This window comes from Acinetobacter lwoffii, from assembly GCF_024129595.1.
Lineage (GTDB): Bacteria > Pseudomonadota > Gammaproteobacteria > Pseudomonadales > Moraxellaceae > Acinetobacter > Acinetobacter lwoffii_O.
The window spans coordinates 61,904-84,591 of the sequence record NZ_JAMXXS010000011.1 but is presented as its reverse complement, the minus strand read 5'-3'; the positions used below and the strand labels follow the sequence as shown (position 1 = coordinate 84,591).

21 protein-coding genes are annotated in these 22,688 nt (G+C 43.2%); 11 read left to right on the top strand and 10 right to left on the bottom strand.

Going from position 1 to position 22,688, the window contains the following annotated elements; translation table 11 throughout:
• From NI466_RS07620 to NI466_RS07605, 4 genes are all read right to left on the bottom strand, one after another.
• Nucleotides 1-337, bottom strand: a 337-nt coding sequence (locus NI466_RS07620; protein ID WP_253173234.1) for a helix-turn-helix domain-containing protein, incomplete at its 3' end; no start/stop codon positions are given.
• A 157-nt stretch (nt 338-494) separates the two neighbouring features.
• Nucleotides 495-1,499, bottom strand: a complete 1,005-nt coding sequence (locus tag NI466_RS07615; RefSeq protein ID WP_004278779.1) for an LLM class flavin-dependent oxidoreductase — start codon at nt 1,497-1,499, stop codon at nt 495-497.
• Nucleotides 1,500-1,668: 169 nt separating this feature from the next.
• On the bottom strand, nt 1,669-2,124 hold the full coding sequence (locus NI466_RS07610; protein WP_004278778.1) for a hypothetical protein: 456 nt from the start codon (nt 2,122-2,124) through the stop codon (nt 1,669-1,671).
• A gap of 245 nt (nt 2,125-2,369) precedes the next feature.
• Nucleotides 2,370-2,786, bottom strand: a complete 417-nt coding sequence (locus tag NI466_RS07605) for a glycine zipper domain-containing protein (RefSeq protein WP_004645401.1) — start codon at nt 2,784-2,786, stop codon at nt 2,370-2,372.
• A 346-nt stretch (nt 2,787-3,132) separates the two neighbouring features.
• On the opposite strand from NI466_RS07605, the gene prfA reads away from it, so the two are divergent.
• Nucleotides 3,133-4,221, top strand: a complete 1,089-nt coding sequence (prfA, locus tag NI466_RS07600) for a peptide chain release factor 1 (protein ID WP_004645400.1) — start codon at nt 3,133-3,135, stop codon at nt 4,219-4,221.
• The gene (gene prmC, locus NI466_RS07595) at nt 4,221-5,039 is read left to right on the top strand and encodes a peptide chain release factor N(5)-glutamine methyltransferase (RefSeq protein ID WP_253173233.1); all 819 of its coding nucleotides are present in this window, start codon (nt 4,221-4,223) and stop codon (nt 5,037-5,039) included. The genes prfA and prmC overlap by 1 nt, the downstream gene beginning before the upstream one ends.
• A 182-nt stretch (nt 5,040-5,221) precedes the next feature.
• Here the strand turns inward: prmC and NI466_RS07590 are convergent, their stop codons facing one another.
• Both NI466_RS07590 and NI466_RS07585 read right to left on the bottom strand, forming a co-directional pair.
• The gene (locus NI466_RS07590) at nt 5,222-5,575 is read right to left on the bottom strand and encodes a hypothetical protein (RefSeq protein ID WP_253173232.1); all 354 of its coding nucleotides are present in this window, start codon (nt 5,573-5,575) and stop codon (nt 5,222-5,224) included.
• 229 nt (nt 5,576-5,804) lie between these two features.
• Nucleotides 5,805-6,827 carry an AraC family transcriptional regulator gene (locus tag NI466_RS07585; protein ID WP_180181375.1) on the bottom strand — a complete coding sequence of 341 codons (1,023 nt, stop codon included), beginning with the start codon at nt 6,825-6,827 and terminating at the stop codon, nt 5,805-5,807.
• A 138-nt stretch (nt 6,828-6,965) separates the two neighbouring features.
• Between NI466_RS07585 and NI466_RS07580 the strand changes: the two genes are divergently transcribed.
• The 3 genes from NI466_RS07580 (at nt 6,966) to NI466_RS07570 (ending at nt 11,034) form a co-directional block, all read left to right on the top strand.
• A complete protein-coding gene (locus NI466_RS07580) occupies nt 6,966-7,736 on the top strand; it encodes an SDR family NAD(P)-dependent oxidoreductase (RefSeq protein WP_005263250.1) in 771 nt (256 codons plus the stop codon).
• Between the two features lie 246 nt (nt 7,737-7,982).
• Nucleotides 7,983-9,119: an acyl-CoA dehydrogenase family protein gene (locus NI466_RS07575; RefSeq protein WP_247143493.1), complete on the top strand. Its 1,137-nt coding sequence runs from the start codon at nt 7,983-7,985 to the stop codon at nt 9,117-9,119.
• A gap of 268 nt (nt 9,120-9,387) precedes the next feature.
• Nucleotides 9,388-11,034: an AMP-binding protein gene (locus tag NI466_RS07570; protein ID WP_253173231.1), complete on the top strand. Its 1,647-nt coding sequence runs from the start codon at nt 9,388-9,390 to the stop codon at nt 11,032-11,034.
• Nucleotides 11,035-11,290: 256 nt separating this feature from the next.
• Here NI466_RS07570 and NI466_RS07565 read toward each other — a convergent pair whose 3' ends face one another.
• The gene (locus tag NI466_RS07565; RefSeq protein ID WP_253147517.1) at nt 11,291-11,821 is read right to left on the bottom strand and encodes a pyridoxamine 5'-phosphate oxidase family protein; all 531 of its coding nucleotides are present in this window, start codon (nt 11,819-11,821) and stop codon (nt 11,291-11,293) included.
• 484 nt (nt 11,822-12,305) lie between these two features.
• Between NI466_RS07565 and NI466_RS07560 the strand changes: the two genes are divergently transcribed.
• The 4 genes from NI466_RS07560 to NI466_RS07545 all read left to right on the top strand — a co-directional run bounded on the left by NI466_RS07560 (nt 12,306) and on the right by NI466_RS07545 (nt 15,344).
• Entirely contained in the window at nt 12,306-13,076 is a 771-nt protein-coding gene (locus tag NI466_RS07560) for a HesA/MoeB/ThiF family protein (protein WP_253173235.1), read from the top strand.
• Between the two features lie 58 nt (nt 13,077-13,134).
• Nucleotides 13,135-14,433: an ABC1 kinase family protein gene (locus NI466_RS07555; protein WP_253147516.1), complete on the top strand. Its 1,299-nt coding sequence runs from the start codon at nt 13,135-13,137 to the stop codon at nt 14,431-14,433.
• A 136-nt stretch (nt 14,434-14,569) separates the two neighbouring features.
• A complete protein-coding gene (folB, locus tag NI466_RS07550; RefSeq protein ID WP_004645388.1) occupies nt 14,570-14,950 on the top strand; it encodes a dihydroneopterin aldolase in 381 nt (126 codons plus the stop codon).
• Nucleotides 14,907-15,344, top strand: a complete 438-nt coding sequence (locus tag NI466_RS07545) for a 2-amino-4-hydroxy-6-hydroxymethyldihydropteridine diphosphokinase (RefSeq protein ID WP_253147515.1) — start codon at nt 14,907-14,909, stop codon at nt 15,342-15,344. The genes folB and NI466_RS07545 overlap by 44 nt, the downstream gene beginning before the upstream one ends.
• Nucleotides 15,345-15,936: 592 nt before the next feature.
• On the opposite strand, the gene NI466_RS07540 is transcribed toward NI466_RS07545, so the two are convergent.
• Nucleotides 15,937-16,638, bottom strand: a complete 702-nt coding sequence (locus tag NI466_RS07540; RefSeq protein ID WP_005097209.1) for a VIT1/CCC1 transporter family protein — start codon at nt 16,636-16,638, stop codon at nt 15,937-15,939.
• Nucleotides 16,639-16,915: 277 nt separating this feature from the next.
• Between NI466_RS07540 and NI466_RS07535 the strand changes: the two genes are divergently transcribed.
• A complete protein-coding gene (locus NI466_RS07535; RefSeq protein ID WP_253173230.1) occupies nt 16,916-17,617 on the top strand; it encodes a DUF1003 domain-containing protein in 702 nt (233 codons plus the stop codon).
• Nucleotides 17,618-17,763: 146 nt separating this feature from the next.
• On the opposite strand, the gene coq7 is transcribed toward NI466_RS07535, so the two are convergent.
• Nucleotides 17,764-18,399 (bottom strand): 2-polyprenyl-3-methyl-6-methoxy-1,4-benzoquinone monooxygenase, encoded by a 636-nt coding sequence (coq7, locus tag NI466_RS07530; RefSeq protein WP_180074993.1) that lies wholly within the window; start codon nt 18,397-18,399, stop codon nt 17,764-17,766.
• Between the two features lie 3 nt (nt 18,400-18,402).
• Nucleotides 18,403-19,722: an MFS transporter gene (locus NI466_RS07525; protein WP_253173229.1), complete on the bottom strand. Its 1,320-nt coding sequence runs from the start codon at nt 19,720-19,722 to the stop codon at nt 18,403-18,405.
• Nucleotides 19,723-19,896: 174 nt separating this feature from the next.
• Between NI466_RS07525 and NI466_RS07520 the strand changes: the two genes are divergently transcribed.
• Nucleotides 19,897-22,653 carry an autotransporter assembly complex protein TamA gene (locus NI466_RS07520; protein ID WP_253173228.1) on the top strand — a complete coding sequence of 919 codons (2,757 nt, stop codon included), beginning with the start codon at nt 19,897-19,899 and terminating at the stop codon, nt 22,651-22,653.
• The last annotated feature ends 35 nt before the right edge of the window (nt 22,654-22,688 follow it).

Genomic DNA, 22,688 nt, shown 5'->3' with positions numbered 1-22,688 from the left:
GGAGCCAAATAGAACGAACACCACTCCCTGAAACAAATACACCTTTCTTGCGCAATTCGTTACTGGTACGATGCTGACCATAAGCTGGATATTGAATTGCGAAATCAATGACCGCCAGTTCTGTAGCATCATCTACACGGTTTTTTAGATTTGGTACTCGACGGGACTTATTGATTAATGCATCAATGTCACCAGACTGTACTAACTCATGATAGCGATAGAAAGTATCTCTAGAGACACCCATCACTTTGCATGCTCTAGAAACATTTTGAAGCTCTTCAGCTAAATTGAGTAAGCCGACTTTGTGTTTGATGATTTGATTGTTAGTATGCAACATAAGAAAGTTACCTTTGTTTAATTAAGATTTCGACACCTTTATCAAAACGGGTAACTTTCTCTTTTTCAAGAAGAATGTACGATCAAGTCTGAACTAATACACTTTAAATATTAAAAACATCTACCCATTGCTGAGAATAGGTAGATGCAACTCTTATTTACTGACCATTTTTAATTTGCATCAACAGCTCAAAGTTATGTAGGCGTTTGTCAGTGTCATAGATGTCGCAAGTAAAGATAAACTCATCCACGTCATATTTGGCTAAAAGCGATGCCAGACCGGCTTTAACGGTTTCTTTGGAACCGACCTGGGCCATGGCAAAGAAATTATCGACTGACATTTTTTCCGGCGGCGACCACAGACCTTCCATCGAATCAATTGGTGCTTTAAGTTTTAGGCTTTGCCCACGAATCAGTGATAAAACCCGCTGATAGGCACTGGTCGACAGATATTGTGCTTCTTCATCGGTATCTGCGACACAGGTCGGTACGCCCATCGATACATAAGGACGATCGAGATATTCAGACGGTTCAAAGTTTTCACGATATAATTGAATGGCCTGACCCAGCATACGCGGGGCAAAATGCGAAGCGAAGGAATAAGGTAGGCCGAGTTTTGCTGCCAATTGCGCACTAAACAGACTGGACCCTAATAACCATACAGGTACATGCGTGCTTTGACCCGGCGTTGCCACAATACGCTGTCCTGGAATTGGATCTTTAAAATATTGCAGAATTTCCAGAACATCCTGCGGAAATTGATCTTCGGTTTCCTGACGGCCACGACGCAGGGCACGCATGGTCATTTGATCTGTACCGGGTGCGCGGCCCAGACCCAGTTCAATACGATCCGGATAGAGCGTTGCCAAGGTGCCGAACTGTTCTGCTACTACTAGTGGAGCATGATTCGGCAGCATAATTCCACCAGAGCCTAAAGTTAGGGTTTTGGTATTCGCCAGTAAATAGCCTAAGAGAACTGCGGTTGCTGAACTGGCAATGCCATCCATATTATGATGTTCTGCCAGCCACATCCGGCGATAACCCAATTTTTCTGCTGCTTGGGCAAGTTCCAGCGCATGGTTTAGCGCGAATTGAATAGTCTTGTCGTCACGAACAGGAACCAGTTCGAGTATAGAGAACTGGGTATCGTTAAGCGTACGCATAGTATTACTCTTAAATAGACATCTCTAAAAGCATACGACTTTAGAAGGCGTTTGTATATCGAAAAAAATCGATATAAGTGTAAACCAAAAGATAAAGATAAAAAATAAAGGCAAAAAAATAAGCATCCGAAGATGCTTATAAAGGAGGAAAGAATAAGGGGAGAGAATCTTAACGACGACGGTTGTTATAGCGATAATCGTTATAACGGTAGTTACGAGAAGAGTTATAGCGACGTTCGCTGCGGTCATCATAACGACGGTCTTCGCTGACTTTCTTACCTAAAGCTGAACCACCTGCTGAACCCAGTGCCGCACCGATATAACCACCGTTGGTGCCTGCCATGTTTCGGCCAACTGCATAACCTGCACCGCCACCTAAAGCACCACCGATAATCGCACCATTACGGTCACGTTTATTTGCTGCTACTGCGGCACCCGCACCACCACCAATCGCTGAACCGATTGTTGCACCAGTAGTACCGCCCATTTTATTGCCTACTGCGGCACCAACGACACCACCCAAAGCAGAAGCTAAAGCTGTATTGGTTGTATTGCCTGCATTGGCAGCTGTCATACCCATGGCTGAGGTTGCTACGACAGCGATCATTAGAGATTTATAGTTCATGAGGACACCTTTTATATATCTAGCTATATTTTGTTGATGAGATAAATTTAATCTAGCAAGCGCAAAACAGCATGAAGGCAGTGTTGGCGAATTGTGATTTTTATCTCCTTAATTTATTCATGATGTGGACAGGATAATTCCATGTATTAATTGAAAATTCACGTATTAAAGCCACAATAAAAAAAGCACCAAAAGGTGCTTTTCATGTTAAATGTAGCGTCTGGTCTAAACTGCCTGAGCGCAAATTAACGGTAACGTTTTTTCCAGTGTTTAGAGCGTTTTTCAGCTGCTTTATCTTTTGCAATCTTGTTACCTAGTGCAGCACCACCGGCAGCACCCAAAGCTGAACCGATATAACCGCCGTTAGTACCGCCCATATTTTTACCTACGGTATAACCTGCACCGCCGCCTAGAGCGCCACCAATGGCAGATTCAGTCCGGTTTTTTTTGCTGCTTGCAACCGCTGCACCGCCAGCACCACCTAAAGCAGCACCAATGGTTGCGCCGGTATTACCGCCCATGTTTTTACCTAATGCTGTACCTGCAACACTACCTAAAGCACTTGCTGCTGCAACACGCGCTGTACTGTCGGCATGTGCGTTTACGGTCATCATTGAACCAGCAGCTAAAACTGTACTCATTAAAAGTGCGTTGAGTTTCATGTCATCACTCCGTGTCCATCCACAGGACTGTAGTTATTTCGATGCGGAAAATGTAACAAATCATGCCCAAAACAATATGAAGATGTTTCTTCATAATTCCCTGCTTTATTTGGCGAATTGTAAAATCGGCAAGAAATTAAGAATAAGATCGACTATAAAAAAAGCAATTCCACTGTTTTTAATCATATTTGTTAACAAATGCTGTAGAGCACGAATGATAGCAACGCGGACTTACTCAATAATGATGTTCATTAGAAGCCAGAGTCGTTAAACTAGGCGCAATTTTTTGATTTCGCTGTGCTAAATCGGTTTTTAGTCCCAGCCTATGTTTGAGATTTTTTAGAAAATGAAAGAATCGTTACGTTTACGATTAGACCAACTCTCTGACCGCCATGAAGAATTGACCGCATTACTGGCTGATGTAGAAGTCATTTCTGATAATAAGCGCTTCCGTCAATTGTCACGTGAGCATAATGACTTAACAGAAATCACTAATGTCTGGACCAAGTACAGACAGGCTGAAGAAGACATTGAAACAGCTCAGGCCATGCTGTCAGATCCGGACTTTAAGGAAATGGCGCAGGAAGAAATTAAAGAGAATAAAGCTTTAATTGAATCGCTTGAAGCAGACCTGAACATCTTGATGATTCCGAAAGATCCGAATGATGCCAACTCGGCTTATCTGGAGATTCGTGCCGGAACCGGCGGCGATGAAGCTGCGATTTTCTCAGGCGATTTATTTCGTATGTATAGTAAATATGCGGAAAACCAAGGCTGGCGTATTGAAATCCTCTCTGAAAATGAAGGCGAACATGGTGGCTATAAAGAAGTCATCTGCCTGATTAATGGTGACGGGGTTTACGGTCGTCTAAAATTTGAAAGTGGTGCACATCGTGTACAGCGTGTACCAGCGACCGAATCACAAGGCCGTGTGCATACCTCAGCATGTACCGTTGCGATTCTTCCTGAAATTGATGTCGATACCTCGGTTGAAATCAACTCATCTGATTTGCGCATTGATACGTATCGTGCTTCAGGTGCAGGTGGTCAGCACGTTAACAAAACCGATTCTGCAGTACGTATTACTCACATTCCAACCGGCACCGTAGTGGAATGTCAGGAAGAACGTTCACAGCATAAGAACAAGGCCAAAGCGATGGCACTGCTGGTATCACGTTTAGAAAATGCCAAACGTGCAGCAGCAGATGCAGCAACATCAGAAATGCGTCGTGATCTGGTGGGTTCGGGTGATCGTTCAGAACGTATCCGTACCTATAACTATCCGCAAGGTCGTATGACCGATCACCGCATTAACCTGACTTTATACAAGCTGGATGCCGTGATGGAAGGTGATTTGACCGAATTGCTGGACAGCCTGCACCGCGAATATCAGGCGGATCAGTTAGCCATGCTTGCACAGCAGAATGGTGGATAATGAATATTTTACAAGCCCTGGCTTTGCGCGGCGAAGCTGAAAGTTACGAACGTCAGGAAAATGCCTGGTTACTGGAACACATCACCAAGATTGATTCATTTGATCTGCTGATGAAAAAGGATCAGGAATTAACCTCTGAGCAGGAACAAGCGTATAAAGACGGGTTGGCGCGTATTGCTGCTGGCGAGCCTTTGGCTTATGTCACTGGTTCACAGCCATTCTGGACTTTGGACCTCAAAGTGACCAAAGATACCTTGGTGCCACGTCCGGATACTGAAGTACTGGTTGAGACTGTGTTGAAATTGGATCTGCCTGATGATGCCCGTGTGGTGGATTTGGGTACAGGTACTGGTGCGATTGCTTTATCGCTGGCATCTGAGCGTTCCAACTGGACAGTAACGGCTTCCGATATCTACGAGCCTACGCTGGAAGTAGCGAAATATAATGCGGAACAACATGATATTGAGAATGTAGAATTTGTTCTGGGTTCATGGTTGAAGCCATTTGGCCGTGAATTCTTTGACGCGATTGTATCGAATCCACCTTATATCGACGCTGATGATGTGCATATGCAGAATCTGGCGACTGAACCGGAACGTGCGCTGGTGGCAGATAAAAAGGGGCTGGCCGATATTGAAATGATTATTCTGCAAGCCAAGAAGCATTTGACCGTGAATGGTTGGGTGGTGCTTGAGCATGGTTATAATCAGGCAGACGCCGTACAACATCTATTTAAACAGGCGGGTTATAAGCAAGTCCGCACGGTTAAAGATTATGGCGGGAATGATCGCGTAACTTTGGGTCAATGGCCACATTAATCTGTCATCTATCTTTATAAAAAAGCGACCGATGTGGTCGCTTTTTTATTGGATTTTTTCTTTATAAATTCCTGACTGCATCTGAAACCTTAAGTATTTTGAATGACATGATGCCAACGCAGTATAACTAAAAACAAAAAAGCGATGCCAGAGCACCGCTTTCGAGGAATTTTTAAAAATAATTACATTGGATAGTCTTGTAGACAGTCATAGACTTCTACCTGATCCAAACTGCCAGTTTCCATTGCCAAACAAAGCGCTACAACTTTCAAAGTGTCTGCCAGAGATTTTTCATCTTTCAAGGCAATACCTTGTTGTAACTCGTTGATACGTTCTGCCGGAATTTCAAGGGCCTGAGCTGCTTCCACAGCATCTACTTGGTTAAAGAAGTGCAAAATTGCATCTTTCAGTTCTGCATCCGATGCATTTACAATCCCTTGATTCAACTGTTCTGTGATGAGATCAGTCGAAGAAAATAAAGCTTTAGAGAAGTTTTGGACAAGATTTTGCCCAAGTACATCAGTCATCTTTAACATGGAGATACCTTCAACTAGAAAGGAAAATGGAGAGTACAGCCAATAGCAAAAGTGCTATAAATTGAATGAAAAATAATCTATCTCCGGGTGAATTGCAAAGCTTTCTGGGTGACTGTGTAGTCCTGCTAATATATATTTTAGGGCTTGAAATATATAATCATAATAAAAATAAATGTTTAGAATCCAAGTGTTTTTTCGGTAATATTTTTAAAGTCTAATTTTATATAAATTATCTAATATTATTTTGTCGATACGCACCTGGACTGACGCCAGTCCACTTTTTGAATGCACGATGAAATGCACTGGATTCCTGAAAGTTAAGCTGATCGCTGATCTCTTGTAAACTTTGTTCAGTACGGGTCAGTAATTCAATTGCGGTATCCCGGCGTATCTCATTTTTTAATTGCTGATAGCTGACACCTTCACTTTTTAAACGCCGTTGCATGGTGGCTTCAGACATATTCATTTTTAAGGCTAGTTCATTCAGTTCCAGCCATTCTGCCGGCGAAACCTGTAGCAATTTTCGGCGAATCTGGGTGCTCAAGGCATAGGGGTTTTTAAAACGCACCAATAAATTTTGTGGTGTTTGCTGAATAAACTGATACCAAGACTGAGTATCCTGTTTAATCGGCAGTTGCAGATAGCTGGCATCAAATTGCACGTAATTTTCGCTGGCCTGATATTCAATCTGTTCACAGAATCGAACTTTGTAATCAAAATCATTCAGTGGTGCTGCACATTTCAATTGAATCTGATTAAGCAAAATCCGTTGTCCACTTAACCAGCAGATCAGGGTATGAATCAGCATCAGATAAGTCGCATAACTAAACATGCGTTTGGTTGTTTTTAAATCATAAATCACGATATAGGCATAGTGTTCCTCAACCATGAGCGTGCTTTGCAGGTCGTCCAAAACCAAGTTGAGAAATTGCAGAATGTTTTGCAGCGCTTTTTCCAGTGTATCTGCCTGCATAACCATTTTCGAAAGCAATTTAAAACTGCCACGACGCATGGCATGGCTGTCCATGCCAAAAAATTCGTCATTCATGCTGTCTGCAAGCACAGTCCATAATTGGGCAAATTGGCTGACCGACACGCGTGCCTTGGGAGCATTTAATACTTCTGCTGGGATATTGGCTTTTTTCAAAATGGCAGGGATATCAAATTGCAGCCGTTTGGCATCCAGCAATGCTTCGTTCACCAGGTCAATCGAGATGGTGCCTTTGCTATATTCCAGTGCAGGCTTATGCATATTCAGTCTGACATCCTTGTTTTCATTGTCCAAATACATCATGCAAGATGCAATATTTGGAAATTGTACAGAATAAAAACTCTGTTTACTCTGCATATTAAGTCGTATCTGAAATAGAAAAATCGCTAGGAAATAAACATGAACATTCAGGGAAAAGTTATTGTGATCACTGGTGGTGCCTCAGGTTTGGGTGCAGCTACAGCGACTCATTTGGTTGAACACGGTGCTAAAGTGATTCTGGTCGATATGAATCAGGAGCAGGGTCAGGCATTACAGCAGCAACTGGGCTCACAGTCTGAATTTGTACAGCTCGATGTGACCGATGAACAGACAGTTGAAGCTTTCTTCGCTCATGTTGAAAGCACATATGGCCAACTGAATGGTTTGATCAACTGTGCCGGGATTGCGCCATCCGCCAAAGTATTGGGTCGTAACGGCATCCATGAATTGGCAATGTTCCAAAAAGTGCTGAATATTAATGTAAACGGTACTTTTAATATGTTGCGTCATGCGGCGGCTTTAATTGCAAAATATGAGCTGCAAGCTGGTGAAGAAGAACGTGGCGTGATTGTGAACACCGCTTCGGTTGCCGCTTATGACGGCCAAATTGGTCAGACTGCCTATGCGGCTTCTAAAGGTGCAGTAGTCGCAATGACTTTACCTCTGGCACGTGAACTGGCCCGTGAAGCGATCCGTGTCATGACCATCGCGCCGGGCATTATGGAAACTCCGATGCTAAAAGGCATGCCACAAAATGTCCAGGATGCTTTAGGACAAATGGTGCCGTTTCCACCACGTCTGGCAAAACCACAGGAATTTGCCCATCTGGTGGGACATATTTTTGAAAATAGTTATTTGAATGGTGAGGTCATTCGTTTGGATGGCGCAATCCGTATGCAGCCTAAATAAGTTTTCGATTTATATAGGACATGATGATTTGCACAGCTACCAATTTCTCATTGAATTTAAATGAATTTGCTTAAGCATGCATTTTCTTTTGAAGGATCAAAAGAAACAAAAATCCTTTGCGAAACTGAAGATACATCCCTGTATCTCAGTTTCGCAGGCGACATCCATGCCGCCTTATCCGACGTGCCAACGATCTCAATAGTAAAAAGCTTGAAGTAAATAAATAGATATAGAAAGGGAAGTTCAATGATTTTAAATGATGAACAAAAAATGATTCAGGACATGATGCGAAATTATTCGCAGCAGAAACTGAAACCGACAGCGGCCTTACGCGACAAAACTGCACAATTCCCAGCACAAGAACTTAAAGAGCTGGGCGAGCTTGGCGCACTCGGCATGACAGTGGCTGAAGAATGGGGTGGTGCAGGTCTGGATTATGTATCATTGGTTTTGGCGCTAGAGGAAATTGCCGCAGGAGATGGTGCAATCTCGACGATTATCAGTGTGCAGAATTCTTTGCCTTGCGGCATTACCCAGCGTTATGGCACTGAAGCACAAAAACAGCAGTATTTAACCAAACTGGCAACAGGTGAATGGCTCGGCTGTTTCTGTTTGACAGAACCTCAGGCCGGTTCGGATGCCAGTTCGCTGGAGTGTAAAGCCGAACGTGATGGTGATGAATGGGTGCTAAATGGCACCAAGCAGTTTATCACGACAGGTAAACACGCACAGATTGCACTAGTCTTTGCTGTGACCGATAAATCCGCAGGGAAAAAAGGTATTTCATGTTTTCTGGTGCCGACCGATGCACCGGGTTATATCGTGTCACGCCTAGAAGAGAAAATGGGTCAGCATTGTTCTGATACCGCGACCATCGTTCTGGATAACTGCCGGATTCCTGCTGCCAACTTGCTAGGTCAGGAGGGTGAAGGTTATAAAATTGCCTTGTCGAACCTTGAATCGGGTCGGATCGGCATTGCGGCACAATCTGTCGGTATGGCTCGGGCTGCACTGGATGCTGCAGTGGAATATGCCAATGACCGTAAAGCCTTTGGTGTAGAAATTGTGCAACATCAGGCTGTGGCGTTCAGGCTTGCAGATATGGCGACACAAATTGAAGCCGCACGTCAGCTCGTTTTGCATGCTGCAACATTAAAAGATGCAGGCTTGGCGTGTTTAAAAGAAGCATCGATGGCAAAACTGTTTGCATCGACTATTGCAGAAAGAGTCTGCTCGGATGCGATCCAGATTCATGGTGGCTACGGTTATGTCTCTGATTTTCCGGTCGAGCGAATTTATCGTGATGTGCGAGTGAGCCAGATTTATGAAGGTGCATCAGATATTCAACGACTGGTGATTGCACGTGAAGTGTGTCAACGCTGATTGTTAAATTAAAAAAACAGACTTTGATTGATGTTCAAATCCTGCACTTACATTGATGGATATGAAAATTGCAGGATTCAACTGAACATGATGATCTAAAGACATACAGTGCGAATAATCGAAAAATAAGCTTTATTCATGTTCTAGCCATAGGGCATGAATGCAGATTTGAGAAAGTATGCTGATGGAATCAGCAGGAACAACAAATACAAATGGACAAACTCAGGCAAGGTCGCCTGAAAACTACAACAGGAAAGAGGTTGTCGTCATGAAGACACTAGAACAGGCATATGCTGATTTTAATTTTGAAAATATGGTTCAAGAACATCTGGTTGGAAACGCAGAGAACATCAATGCGTATACCGAATGCTGTGGTCGCTACTTGGGTCAAAACCGAACTGCACTGATTTGGGAAGGCAAAAACGGAGACGCAGAGCAGTGGACCTTTGAACAACTGGCCGTGGCTTCAGGACAGCTGGCCAATTATATGCATTCTCTGGGTTTAAAGGCTGGTGACTGTATTGCAGGGTTGCTGCCAAGAACGCCAGCACTCTTAATTACTATATTGGCCACTTGGCGGATTGGTGCCATTTACCAACCTTTATTTACTGCCTTTGAAAGCAAAGCCATTGAACATCGTATCAGTACCGCCAATACGCAGTTGATCGTTACTGATGAAGAGCAGCGATTAAAACTTCATGATCTCAATGTCCCGAATATTCTGACTGTGCATCAGGCAGCAGCAGATAATTATCAAGATGCGGATTTCTGGACAGCCTTACAGCAACAGCCAGAGGCGTTTGAACCGGTAAATTGCCAGTTTAATGATATCTTCCTGATGATGTTTACTTCAGGCACCACAGGCTTGGCAAAATTGGTTCCTGTGCCTTTAAAAGCCTTGTTGGCCTTTAAAGGTTATATGCTGCACGCTGTAGATCTGCGAGATGAAGATTCCTTCTGGAATCTGGCAGACTCAGGCTGGGCGTATGGACTGTATTATGGCATTGCAGGGCCGCTCAGTTTAGGGCACAGCATCATCATGGATGAGCGTGGATTCAGTGTCGATAACGCCGTACAAATCATTCAAAAATATCAGGTCAGCAACCTGACGGGTTCGCCAACTGCATTTCGCATGTTCTTTGGTTTTAAAGAAAAATTTGATGCAGGCATCACCTCACATTTACGCGTGGTAAGCAGTGCGGGTGAGCCGCTCACGCCTGAAGTGATTCAGTGGTTCAACCATGATTTAAATGTGAATATTTATGATCAATATGGACAGACTGAACTGGGTATGGTGATCGCCAATCATCATGGCTTGGAGCATTATAAAAAAGTTGGTTCAGCCGGTTTTGCTATTCCTGGGCATCGTTTTGCTGTACTGGACAAAGAACATCAGGAAGTAGAAAAAGGCGGGATTGGAACCTTGGCAATTGACTGTGCAGCTTCACCGTTGATGTGGTTTGAAGGCTATGCAGGCCACAACCGCAAGTCATTTGTCGGGCAGTATTATCTCACTGGTGATACCGTGAAGCTGAATGAATATGGCGGTATTGATTTTATTGGGCGTGCAGACGATGTCATTACAACTTCGGGCTATCGGGTTGGGCCTTTTGATGTAGAAAGTACCTTGCTTGAATGTGAAGAAGTGCTTGAATCTGCCGTAGTCGGCAAGCCAGATCCAGAACGAACTGAAATTGTGAAAGCCTTTGTAGTGCTTAAATCGGCTTATCCGGCTACTGAAGATTTGATGTTAAAACTGCAAAGTTATGTACGTTCACGCTTATCCAAACATGCCTATCCGAAAGAGATTGAGTTTGTGGCGTCTTTGCCTAAAACATCGAGCGGCAAGATTCAGCGCAATTTACTCAAACAGCAGGAAATAGCCAAACTTCAAGAGATGAAGCGAGTCAGCTAATTTTTCAAATTAATTGTTTGATTGAATGCTAAAAGGCTGCCATAGCAGCCTTTTGGTTTTTGAGAAAATAAATTTTCTTCTATTTAAAATTAAGCTGAATGTTGAGCTGATTTTCCTAAGCTTATATTTTTAAGAGAGCAGATTGAGGCAAGCCAAAATTATAATTTTATGTCATTACAGTAAAATTACATTAATATTTAAAATGAAATATATCAAAAATTTAGCCTCTTAATTTTAAGAGGCTAAATCTCGGTACTTACCGGATATTGCCTTGTAAATTCACTTTTTGATGTTCTGCATGCGGTTCGCCCGCTTCACCGGTAACGCCGCCTTTTAAGGCTTTAAAAAGCTGGGTGACTTTGTTGTCTGTCACATTCCAATATTCTGCGCTGACTGCTTCTGCAATCAATACCCGTACGGTAGGATCATCCTTGCCTTCAAACCAGTTTTCAGCCCATGGATTCCATAATTGCTCAATCAGAATACGGTCAGTACTGATCTGGGCATGTGCACTAATCGACACATAAATACCATCTGATGGTTTTGCAAAGGACAGACCGATCTGACCACGGCCTGTTTCTGCTGCTTTGACCAGATCATTCGTGTTACGCAGAATAAAATATAAATTTTGACGTTCGTTCATCTGCTCGGAGTTCAGCATGGTCATCGGCTGGGAGTGTATTTCATGTGTGTCGGTTAAATGGCTGATCATGGTGTAACGGACATCCTTGATCAATTCCCATAATTTTTCACGATTATCATGTTGAGTATTGTTATGCTCGGTCACGTATGTTCTCCAGACGATTTTATGAAAGCTGAAAAGATTGCTTGGTATTTTCAGATTAATCATATTTGGAGACAGATGCCTTAGGTCTCACTGAACTCATACATTTTCATACTCAAATATAGGCAGAGACTACAGAATTGCTAAACAAGACAGCTCGATTTACAGGGAAATTCAATAACAAAGATTTTAAAAAACTTCAGGTCTGACACCTTTTATAAATGAGAAAGAGCTGTTTGCCGGAACCATTCAATTGAAGTGATTCAAAAAATCTTGCCAAGCCATAGCGGCTGCAGCTTGATACCGAGCGTTTAGCTGATATGCTATTTGGCTCAACGATTGCCGAACCATTTATTGATATGCTGTAAATTGACTGTGAGATTGATCTTCCAGAGATTTATCAGCCTTTAGAAACTTCAGTAAGGCTAATTTTTGCGATCATTGTTAAAAATTTTAGAAACAAGGAAATACGTTGTCTACATTTAACATGGATGCCATATCCCCAGAATTTGAACTCACCGATGCTGAACTGCATCTGTATAGCCGTCAGATTCTTCTGGAGGGCTGGGATATTGACGCTCAAGAACGGTTAAAATTTTCGAATGTCTGCATTATTGGGTGTGGCGGGATTGGCTGTGCACTGGCAGAACTTCTGGCACGCGCAGGCGTAGGAAAAATTACCCTGATCGATCCAGATACTATCGAGATGAGTAATTTACAGCGACAACTGGCATTTATGCCGCAGGATATTGGATTTTATAAGGCAGAAACTCTGGCCAAAAGACTGAGTCATGTTAATCCGAACGTACAGGTTGAATATGTGAATCAGGCCTTAACGGCTGAAAATGCAGTAAGTGTGATCGAGCATCAGGATCTGGTGCTAGATGGTTGTGACCAGTTTGCCACACGCTATCTGGTCAATCACATTTGCGTGGAGCTGAATGTGCCCTTATTGAGTGCCTCTGCGATTGGCTTGCAAGGCCAGCTGTTTATGGTCGAAGGGGATTCTGCCTGTTATGCCTGCCTGTTCCCGCCAGAAAATCAGGCCGATGAAAGTTTGCGCTGTGCAGACTCCGGTGTACTGGCGACTACCCCGAATGTGATGGCCAGTTTGCAGGCACATCATGCCTTGTTATATCTGGGATTGAGCCAGATGCCACTTCGACAAAAGCTGTTGTTGTGGGATGGGCTGAGCTTTAAACAGCGGATTCTCGCTTTCGAAAAAGATACAGATTGCCCAATCTGTCAGGCAAGATAAGCCTGCAAAGTGAATTTTTTTTGCTACACTGCGTTTAATTAATTTTTCCTAAGACATTATGAAAAACAATATCTGGTTAGATGGAATACGTTCAGTTGCCCGTATGGGAGAAACAGCAGTCGTTGCGGCAAAGGCGGGCTTTAAATATGCTACTGAAAAGCCGAGCAATGCCAAACTGATGCGTGAAACTTTTGAATCCTTAGGTTCAACTTATATCAAGCTGGGTCAGTTTATTGCCAGCACGCCGTCGCTGTTTCCACGTGAATACGTTGAAGAATTTCAGGGTTGTCTGGATCAGACTCCACGCTTGCCGTTTAGCTATATCCAGCAAGTGTTGGCTTCTGAATTTGCAGGACGTAATCTGGATGAAATCTTTGCATCGATTGATGAAACGCCGTTAGCTTCTGCATCTATTGCACAGGTGCATGCGGCCAAACTGGTGTCTGGCGAAGATGTCGTGATTAAAGTACAAAAACCAGGTGTAGAAACCATTTTGTACACTGACTTGAATGTGCTGCATTGGGCAACCAAGTTGCTGGAAAAAGCAGTCCCGAAAGTTAAGTTTGCTTCACTGGCTGATATTGTCGAAGAAATCAAAAACCGTATGGTACGTGAAGTCGATTTCATTGAAGAAGCACAGAATCTGGATGATTTTGTTAATTACCTGAATATCACCAACAATCAGGCAGCCACTGCACCTAAGGTTTATCATCAATATTCGACCCGTCGTGTGCTCACCATGCAGCGTTTATACGGTGTGCCTTTGACAGATTTTGAAGTGGTTAAAAAGGTATCCAAAGATCCATCTCAAGTACTCATTACCGCGATGAATACCTGGTTTGGCAGCTTGATGATGTGTAACAGTTTCCATGCCGATCTGCATGCAGGCAACCTGATGCTGCTCGAAGATGGCCGTGTCGGTTTTATTGATTTCGGTATTGTGGGTCAGCTTAAGCCTGAAGTATGGACGGCATGTATGGCATTTATGGATTCATTGCAACATACCAATTATGAGCTGATGGCGCAAAACATGCTGAAAATGGGCATGACCGCTGTGCAGATTGACACCAAAGTTTTGGCTGCTGATCTAGAGCGTTTATTCAGTGGCGTGTTGATGGCAGATCCACAGGAATTGTTAACGTCGAATCCTGCTGATCTGAACGATATCATGATGGATATGGTGGCTGTGGGTGAGCGTCACGGGATCCGGTTCCCGCGTGACTTTGCCTTGTTGTTCAAGCAAATGCTGTATTTCGACCGTTTCATGCGTATTCTGGCGCCGTATACCGACATCTATGCCGATCAGCGTTTGCAGATGGTACAGAGCATGGATCCGAATCTGCTGTTAAAGCATTAATTTAATCCCTCCCGACCTCCCTTTCTAAAGGGAGGAGTTTCTCATTGCTTGATAAAGTAGAAGCGATAAAAGTCCCTCTTTATAAAAGAGGGATTTAGGGAGATTAGTTGTAAATATCATATTCTCGAGCAATCCAATGGACGCCATTATTATTGAAGGTTTAAAGGTTGAGACAGTCGTGGGCTGCTTTAACTGGGAGCGTCAAATTATTCAGCCTCTAATGCTGGATTTGACCATTCAAACCGATTTAGAACAGGCATCAAACTCAGATGCACTTGCAGATACACTGAATTATGCAGAAATTTGTGAGATTTCCAGCAAAGTCATTCAAGACGCCAAGCCTGAATTGATTGAACATGCAGCAAAATTAGTGCTGAATGCACTTTTTACTACCTTTACAGCAATTGAATCGATTAATATTACGATCCGTAAGCCTGCCATTATCGCGCAAGCCAATTCTGTAGGGATACGTCTTGAACGCCACCGAAACGATTTTCGCCCTAGCATTAGCGAGTAATTGTCATCCTCAGCAACATTTTCAAGCTGCACAGCAACGTATTTCTGAATGGGGAGAAGTTCAGTTTTCTCCCATTTATATGATTCCTTGCCGCGATGGCATCGGCGCAGATTACTGGAATGCAGCGTGTTTATTGCGAAGTTCGGTGTCCAGTGAGGAGATGATTGAGTTGCTCAAACAGCTGGAACAGGCATCAGGGCGAGTACGTCCATCCCATCAGATTACTTTGGATGTTGATTTGATTGCCTGGGGATCAGATCTTCAACATATGCAGTTCAATGAAAAAAAATTGCCCTTGGCTCTGGATGTGAAAGTGCCCATGTTTGATGTTTGGCATGATGCCATGTTTGAACATGGATCACATAGCTTTCCAACAGTTGAACAGCTGATTTAAATCAAATCACCTAATTTTCTGCTAATACAATTTATCTAGTACGAATGGTTAACTAGCCTGATCAAGCAAGATCAGGCTTTTTTTATGATGCAGTTTTTTGTTTTTAGAGTAAAAGAAAATTCAGATAAGATGAGATGCTTAAGTTTAGAAGTCATTTAAAAATGAAAATATTGGAAATTGTGGTTTCTGTGATTTTAATCCTCGGGATTCTTTATGTAATCCAATGAGGATTTCATGGTTTCCCAACAGGGAATTAATATTTGATTGATTAAAGCTCTGGAATTTACTCTAAGATTAGTAAAAACCCTCAAAGCAGTAAAAAAGCATCATCGCTATTTCACTTTTTCTTGTTATAAAAAATGATCAGCAATACGATAATGATCGCCAAGATGGCAAGAATGATGGTAGTTTCCATAACAATACCTCTCATGCATAGATCTTAGGTTTTAAACATCTAAATTAAAACCGAACATATATTAATTAAACTCAAGTTTTGTTAGAGCGGCTAGTTTTTGAAAAAACATTTTTCAGTGATGTTAATACAAGAGCCGCTCAATCCTATTCTTTGTCTAGCTAAAAAATAAACACATATTTAGGCAACAGACACATTAAATAATGATCCGATCCATGCACTGAATAACATGGCGATAATTCCCCAGAGCATCACCCGAACTGCACCTCTCCAGACACTTACTCCACCGGCATAGCTCGCCAGTGCACCCATCATCCCCAAGCTTAAAACACCAATCAGCATAACGCCTTTATCCAAATAGTGTTCCGGTAAAATCATGATTGAAATTAAAGGAAATAATGAACCTACCGTAAAGGCCATGGCCGAAGAAAATGCAGCGAGAAAGGGTTGGGCAGAGGTATGTGCTGAAATACCAATTTCATCCCGGGCATGGGCATCCAAGGCATTATGGTCGGTCAGCTGTTCAGCGACCTGTTGTGCCAAAGCGGGTTCCAGACCTCGTTGTATATAAATCGTTTTGAGTTCATTTAATTCATGGGTGGGATGGCGTTGCAGTTCACGCTCTTCCATGAGTAGATCATTGGTTTCAATATCTTGCTGGGATTTAACCGAAATATATTCACCGGCCGCCATCGAGGCAGCGCCAGAGATTAAGCCGGCAACACAGGTCACCAATAAAATTTCTGTGGATGCTCCACTGGCTGCGATACCCACCACCAGGCTGGTGACCGAAATAATCCCGTCATTTGCCCCCAGTACAGCTGCACGAAGCCAGCCCGCACGTTCGATATAATGTTTTTCAAGATGGTATGAATGGCGCACAATGAAGCCCTTTTTTATTATCATTATGATTATAGTAAATTTAAGTCATGTATAGATAGTAGGATTGAATCGATCTGAAAATTACCTTGAATGATCAGATCATAGTGCGCTTGGTTAAGTATTTTATCAACCCAAAATAAAACCGAGGTGAAATTCATTTATTCAAAAGACCAGACGGACTTGATATATAATTGATATCCAAGGGATCAAGCTTATTTAATAAAAACAATTATATAAAAATTATAGCTGAGTGAGCTGGTTTAAAAAGAGAATTATCATGAAAGAAAAAAATGAGAGCCATAAATGTTTGGTGTGCGGCAAGCACTTTCTTCTGAAAGATCTTACTCCGATGGGAACGGTCAGAAAAGTCATTACTGAAGAGATTGGCAAGGATATTCCAGTCTGGACGCCGCAAGATTATATTTGTCAGACAGATCTAACCCGTTATCGCATGCAGTATGTACATTCATTATTAAGTTTGGAAAAGGGTGAGGTCACAGATCTTGAGGTCGAAGTGATTCATAGCATGCATCAGCATGAACTGATCACCAAAAATGTGGAAACGGAATTAGAGCAAAAATGGACCTTGGGTGAAAGGCTGGCCGATAAAGTTGCAACTTTTGGTGGAAGCTGGAGATTTTTGATTTGTTTTGCAATCTTTCTAGGGCTGTGGATTACGATAAATACTGTGGTGATGGTGACTCAGCCTGCCGATCCTTATCCATTTATTCTGTTGAATTTAATCCTTTCGTGTCTTGCGGCGATTCAGGCACCTATTATTATGATGAGCCAGAACAGACAGGAAGCAAAAGACCGCTTACGTTCGCAAAATGATTATCAGATCAACTTAAAAGCTGAACTGGAAATTCAGCATTTACATGAAAAATTAGATCATCTGTTGCTGCATCAATGGGAACGGTTGGCGCAAATCCAGGAAATCCAGTTAGACCTACTTTCTGAAATGAGCAAAAAAGATTAAAAGGATGCTGTGGGGAATCTCTATCATTTTATAGAGCTTATAAGTAATAAGATCGCCAGATGCCTTGAGTTACTATTATCTCGCTCAAGATTTGACACATATTAAAAAGCCCACGCATGAGTGGGCGAAAATTAAAATAGTGTAATTTAAATAAAATAGCTGGTTTTAGTCATCAATTTGGAAATGGCCGTCATGGTCATTTTTACCGGAACAGGCAAGTCTACACCGCCAGCATTCAAAGCTGTATCCCGATGATGCAGTTCATCTTCGTTCATCTGTTCCAGAATACGGCGAGAACGTTCATCTTGAGGGGGCAACTGGCTAATATGATGCTGTAAATGCATACTAACCTGACGTTCTGTTTCAGCCACAAAACCCAGACTGTATTTGTCGCCTGCGATCCCGGCAATCGCGCCCATACCGAAGGAAAGACCGTACCAGACCGGATTGAGCAGACTGGTATGGCTATCCAGTTCTTTTAAGCGGTCTTCACACCAGGCCAGATGATCCTGTTCTTCAATCGCTGCCTGTTCCATTTCACGACGCACATTCGGGAGTTTCGCCGTCATGGCCTGACCATGGTACAGCGCCTGTGCACAGACTTCACCACTATGATTGACCCGCATTAAACCTGCCACATGACGTGCATCACTGACCGTTAACTGCGTTTCTACTGGCTGGGCTGGATTTTCACGTTGAGCTGAAGTCGTGCCCGGGACTAGACTGCGTAATGCCTGGTCAAAAGAATGAATCAGTTTATCGAGACCTGTATATTGACGCATGAATTAATCCTCCAAGGGCGCTTGTGCAGTTTTGATCATCGGTTTTAGACGGTAAAGTAGCCATAGGGTAAACAGGCCACTTAATACTGCGGTAATACAAAAAAGTATTTTAAGATCAAGCTCTAAAACACTCAAAATAATAATCGAGAATATAGCAGAAGATACCATGAAAACGGCATTCAGAATGTTATTTGCTGCAACCACACGCGCACGATGTGAGCGAGGAGAATGCGCCTGCATCATGGCATACAGCGGTACAATATAAAAACCGCCACTCACCCCGAGTAAGGTGACAGCCAGCATTACATGATAATAACTCCAGCCTTGCTGAAACACTTCGGCCAGACCGATTAACTCGCCGCTACGTACTGGCACAAAGGCCAGACTTGCGGCCAGATACAGGGCAAAGATCACCAGACCAATCGCACCAAAAGGCACCATTTTGATATTGACCTTGCTGCCGCCAATTTTACGGCATAAATATGAACCTAGCCCGATTCCGACAGAAAAGAAAGTTAAGAGCAGGCTGGCAACATTTTCAGAGGCATGCAGATTTTGCAAGGTCAGTTGAGGGATTTGAGTCAGATAGGTTGCGCCGTAAAACCAGTACCATGAGTTGCCCAATAAAATGGTAAAGACTAATGGCAAACCCTGGGCATATTTTAATGTTTGCAAGCTGGTACGGAAAAAGTTCCAGTCAACTTGCAACTCAGGTGCGGGAATGCTTTGTTTCAGAATATAGCGACTAGATATATAACCAATCAAGGCGATGCTGATGAGGGTTAAACTGATCCAGATCAGGTTACCGGCCGAAGCAGCAATGACTGCGCCGCCCAGAATCATACCGAATAGGATTGCCAGAGAAGTTCCGGACTGGAACAGGGCATTGCCGGACATCAGTTCATCCGGTTTCAGGACTTCAGGTAAAATGGCATATTTAATCGGACCAAAGAAAGTGGATTGGGTGCCCATCAGGAATAGGGCAAATAACAGAATCCATAAATTGCCCAGCAGGAAACCGATAGTTCCCAGCAACATGATGATAATTTCCAGAAGCTTAAGATAGCGAATTAGCTGTGAACGTTCGTATTTGTCGGCAATCTGACCGGCCGTGGCTGAAAAAATAAAATAGGGCAAGATAAACAGTAAAGCCGCCAGATTATTTAAAGTGCTGATGCTGGCCGATTGCTGTTGAATCCAGCCATAAGTAATGACCAGCAGTAACGCCTGTTTAAATACATTATCGTTTAATGCACCAAAAAACTGCGTCAGAAACATCGGTAAAAAGCGCCGAGAAGCTAACAAATGTTCATTTTTGTTCATATAGGCCGTGCTACATTAAGTTTTATTAAGAAATGTCAGTTATGCGTAAACATTGAGAAAAATCATGTAAGATACTTTCAGCCATGTAAAGGTAAAAACCAATTAATTAAGCTCCTTAGCTTATATTTTTCGGTCAAATAATCAATTAAAGAATGTATTCGTTTAGAGTTTGCTATGCCTGCAAAGAAAAATTTTAAAAAAACGATGCTAAATCGCAGTATGGGGCCTCTCATACCACAGCATAGTGGTATGCAGCTGTGTATGAGCATCTTTTTTATGATGTTATCCCATCAGAGCATGGCACAAACCGAACAGCCCGAAACACCTGTGGCCATTTCTCAGGCAGAAATGGTAGACGAGCTATCCAAAGAAGCGATTCGTCAGGGTGTGGCCACGTCCGAAACGGAAGCGGAAGAAAAAATTGAAGAAGCCTTGGAGCCGGAAGTACCAGTCGACAGTATGTTGATGCTGGAACAACAGCAAAATGCAGGATCTGGTCTGGGTGAATTTACGCCGATCGAGTTTGATGATCTGGAAGATCTGCCAGTACAGACTATTGATCAGAACATGGCCAATGAAATTTATCAGGTAGCCGAGCAAGCCAAACAGGAAGCACAAAACTATCGCAATACTCAGACCAGCGAAACGGTGGTGGCTGATATCAGCCAGCAAGAACTGCTGGAAATTAATCAGGCGCCGGTTAATGTCGATCAGTTGATGCAATCGATTCAGGCAGACAGCCAGATTATTGTGCAAAATAATGAAGCCGGATTGACCTTGCCAGAAGTGCCGGGTCAGTTGGTTGCTGAGGATGATAAACGTCCGAATCTGTTCAAACGGCTATTTTATAAAATCCGTCCTCCACGTCAGATCATGACCGCAAGAGTTCCTCGCATTAGTGCCGATGTGGTGATCATGAATGGGCAAGGTGTTGCGCAAAGCAACGGTATGCTGAATCGTAAAGATGTGCCTGAAGGTCATCTGAACTTAAGAAATAATGTCAAAGCCAAATTATCCAGTTTTACCCAAGAGTCTTTTGGAGACTTTAATTCGGCTTTGCCGCAATTACGCACCTTGTCCAGACAGGCAGCGCAAGCGGTGGGCTATTATAATGCTCAGTTCAGGTTTGAAAAAATCTCTGACAGTCGGGTTCGGGTTTTTGTGACCCCAAATGAACCGGTCCTGATCAGCAGTCAAAATATTGAATTTACTGGAGAGGGTGCGGAACAGCCACAATTCCAGGTCATCAGTCTTTTGCCTGAACAGGAAGAAGGCGATATTTTCAACCATGGCAATTATGAAAAAACCAAGACACGCATTACCACAGCAGCCAATAACAACGGTTATTTTGATTCATTCTGGCGTCTGCATGATGTGAAGATTGCCCAGCCACAAAATACTGCCGATGTGAACCTGCGTTTTGAAACGGGTGAACGTTATAAATTAGGCAATGTCGAGTTCAGAATGAGCGATCCTGAAAAGGAATTTCCGCTGGACCGAGACGTACTGGAAAGTCTAGTCACCTGGACAGATGGTGCAGATTATACCTTCTGGCGGGTGAATAGCCTGGCCAATAACCTGACCAACTCACGCTATTTCAACTATACCCTGGTGGATGCGATTCGCCCCGATCCGCTCGATAAAGAGCTGGAACTGGCACCCGATATTCAAAGCCTGATTGAAGAACAGAAACGGACTGAAGATCAGGCTGCTACGATGCAACCAGCTCGCTCAGTATCCTCTTCTCAGGAGGTAACCCAGAATGTCGTAGATGAAGACCAGTTTGCCGGTAGCCGCGATCAGGAAAGTGCAAATTTAAGAACTTTGCGGGTTGAGCAGCAAACCAAAGAGAATGAACAGGATCGTTTAAAAGTACAGGCACGGGAAGAGAAAAAGATTCCAGTGATTGTGACTTTAAATGCAGACCGTTTAAACAGTGCTGAAGTGGGTCTGGGTTATGGCACAGATACCGATATCCGTTTACGTGGTCAATATCGTCGTGCCATTGTGAACAAGCGCGGACATTCATTTGATGCCAACATCGAGTTATCAGGCATCCGTCAGTCGATTGATGGACGTTATAATATTCCCTATCACCATCCGCTGAATGATTATGTCAGTATTGTGGGTGGTTATGAGCGTGAAGAACGTGAAGGCGTCGCACAGGGTGAAGGCCTTTTGATTGAATCTGCAGTCTTAGGTGCAGACCGGATTATCAAGAATCCACGTGGTAGCTGGCAACGTACTTTCGGCGCACGTTATCGTCTGGATCGCTTGAAGCAGGATGGTTCTGTCGACTTTAACCAGATTCCAGAAGCTTTTCGCTTTAATACCGAAGATGAACAGCAATCGCTATTAGTCGGTTATGAAGTTTCACGTACCGAGAGTGATCGTCGGGTCAACCCAACCAAGGGTTTTAAACAGACCTATAAGATTGAACTGGGCAGCGAGGCTTTACTCTCTGATGCAGATATGGCCATTGTGAATGCGGGCTGGCGTTTTATCTATTCGCTGGGTGAAAATGCAGATCATCAGTTTGTGGGTCGTGCCGATGCAGGCTATATTTTCACTGAAGATTTTGCCAAGGTACCGTATAACCTTAGATATTTCACCGGTGGTGACCAGAGTATCCGTGGTTTTGACTACAAGAGCCTTTCTCCGGAAATTGAGGGCTTTAAAGTAGGTGGTCAGGCTTTAGGCGTGGCTTCATTAGAATATAATTATCAGTTCAAGGAAGGCTGGCGTGCTGCGGTCTTTGCAGATGCCGGAAATGCCTATAATAAAGAATTCAATAATCCGACCGAATATGGCGCGGGTGTGGGTGTACGTTGGGCTTCACCGATTGGGCCTATACGTATAGATGTAGCGACTGGACTGTCTGATGACAATTATCCGATTCGTTTACATTTCTTTATTGGATCACAGTTATAAAACATCATTTTAAAAAATAGTTATTTGGGTAGATC

Excerpts from the sequence above, each read along its gene's own strand:
- NI466_RS07525 (WP_253173229.1), bottom strand. The coding sequence starts at position 19,722 with ATGAACAAAAATGAACATTTGTTAGCTTCTCGGCGCTTTTTACCGATG.
- NI466_RS07580 (WP_005263250.1), top strand. The coding sequence starts at position 6,966 with ATGAACATTCAGGGAAAAGTTATTGTGATCACTGGTGGTGCCTCAGGT.
- NI466_RS07535 (WP_253173230.1), top strand. The coding sequence starts at position 16,916 with ATGAAAGAAAAAAATGAGAGCCATAAATGTTTGGTGTGCGGCAAGCAC.
- NI466_RS07610 (WP_004278778.1), bottom strand. The coding sequence starts at position 2,124 with ATGAACTATAAATCTCTAATGATCGCTGTCGTAGCAACCTCAGCCATG.
- coq7 (WP_180074993.1), bottom strand. The coding sequence starts at position 18,399 with ATGCGTCAATATACAGGTCTCGATAAACTGATTCATTCTTTTGACCAG.
- NI466_RS07575 (WP_247143493.1), top strand. The coding sequence starts at position 7,983 with ATGATTTTAAATGATGAACAAAAAATGATTCAGGACATGATGCGAAAT.
- NI466_RS07520 (WP_253173228.1), top strand. The coding sequence starts at position 19,897 with ATGCCTGCAAAGAAAAATTTTAAAAAAACGATGCTAAATCGCAGTATG.
- folB (WP_004645388.1), top strand. The coding sequence starts at position 14,570 with ATGGACGCCATTATTATTGAAGGTTTAAAGGTTGAGACAGTCGTGGGC.
- NI466_RS07590 (WP_253173232.1), bottom strand. The coding sequence starts at position 5,575 with ATGTTAAAGATGACTGATGTACTTGGGCAAAATCTTGTCCAAAACTTC.
- prmC (WP_253173233.1), top strand. The coding sequence starts at position 4,221 with ATGAATATTTTACAAGCCCTGGCTTTGCGCGGCGAAGCTGAAAGTTAC.
- prfA (WP_004645400.1), top strand. The coding sequence starts at position 3,133 with ATGAAAGAATCGTTACGTTTACGATTAGACCAACTCTCTGACCGCCAT.
- NI466_RS07570 (WP_253173231.1), top strand. The coding sequence starts at position 9,388 with ATGAAGACACTAGAACAGGCATATGCTGATTTTAATTTTGAAAATATG.
- NI466_RS07560 (WP_253173235.1), top strand. The coding sequence starts at position 12,306 with ATGGATGCCATATCCCCAGAATTTGAACTCACCGATGCTGAACTGCAT.
- NI466_RS07615 (WP_004278779.1), bottom strand. The coding sequence starts at position 1,499 with ATGCGTACGCTTAACGATACCCAGTTCTCTATACTCGAACTGGTTCCT.
- NI466_RS07585 (WP_180181375.1), bottom strand. The coding sequence starts at position 6,827 with ATGCATAAGCCTGCACTGGAATATAGCAAAGGCACCATCTCGATTGAC.
- NI466_RS07605 (WP_004645401.1), bottom strand. The coding sequence starts at position 2,786 with ATGAAACTCAACGCACTTTTAATGAGTACAGTTTTAGCTGCTGGTTCA.
- NI466_RS07555 (WP_253147516.1), top strand. The coding sequence starts at position 13,135 with ATGAAAAACAATATCTGGTTAGATGGAATACGTTCAGTTGCCCGTATG.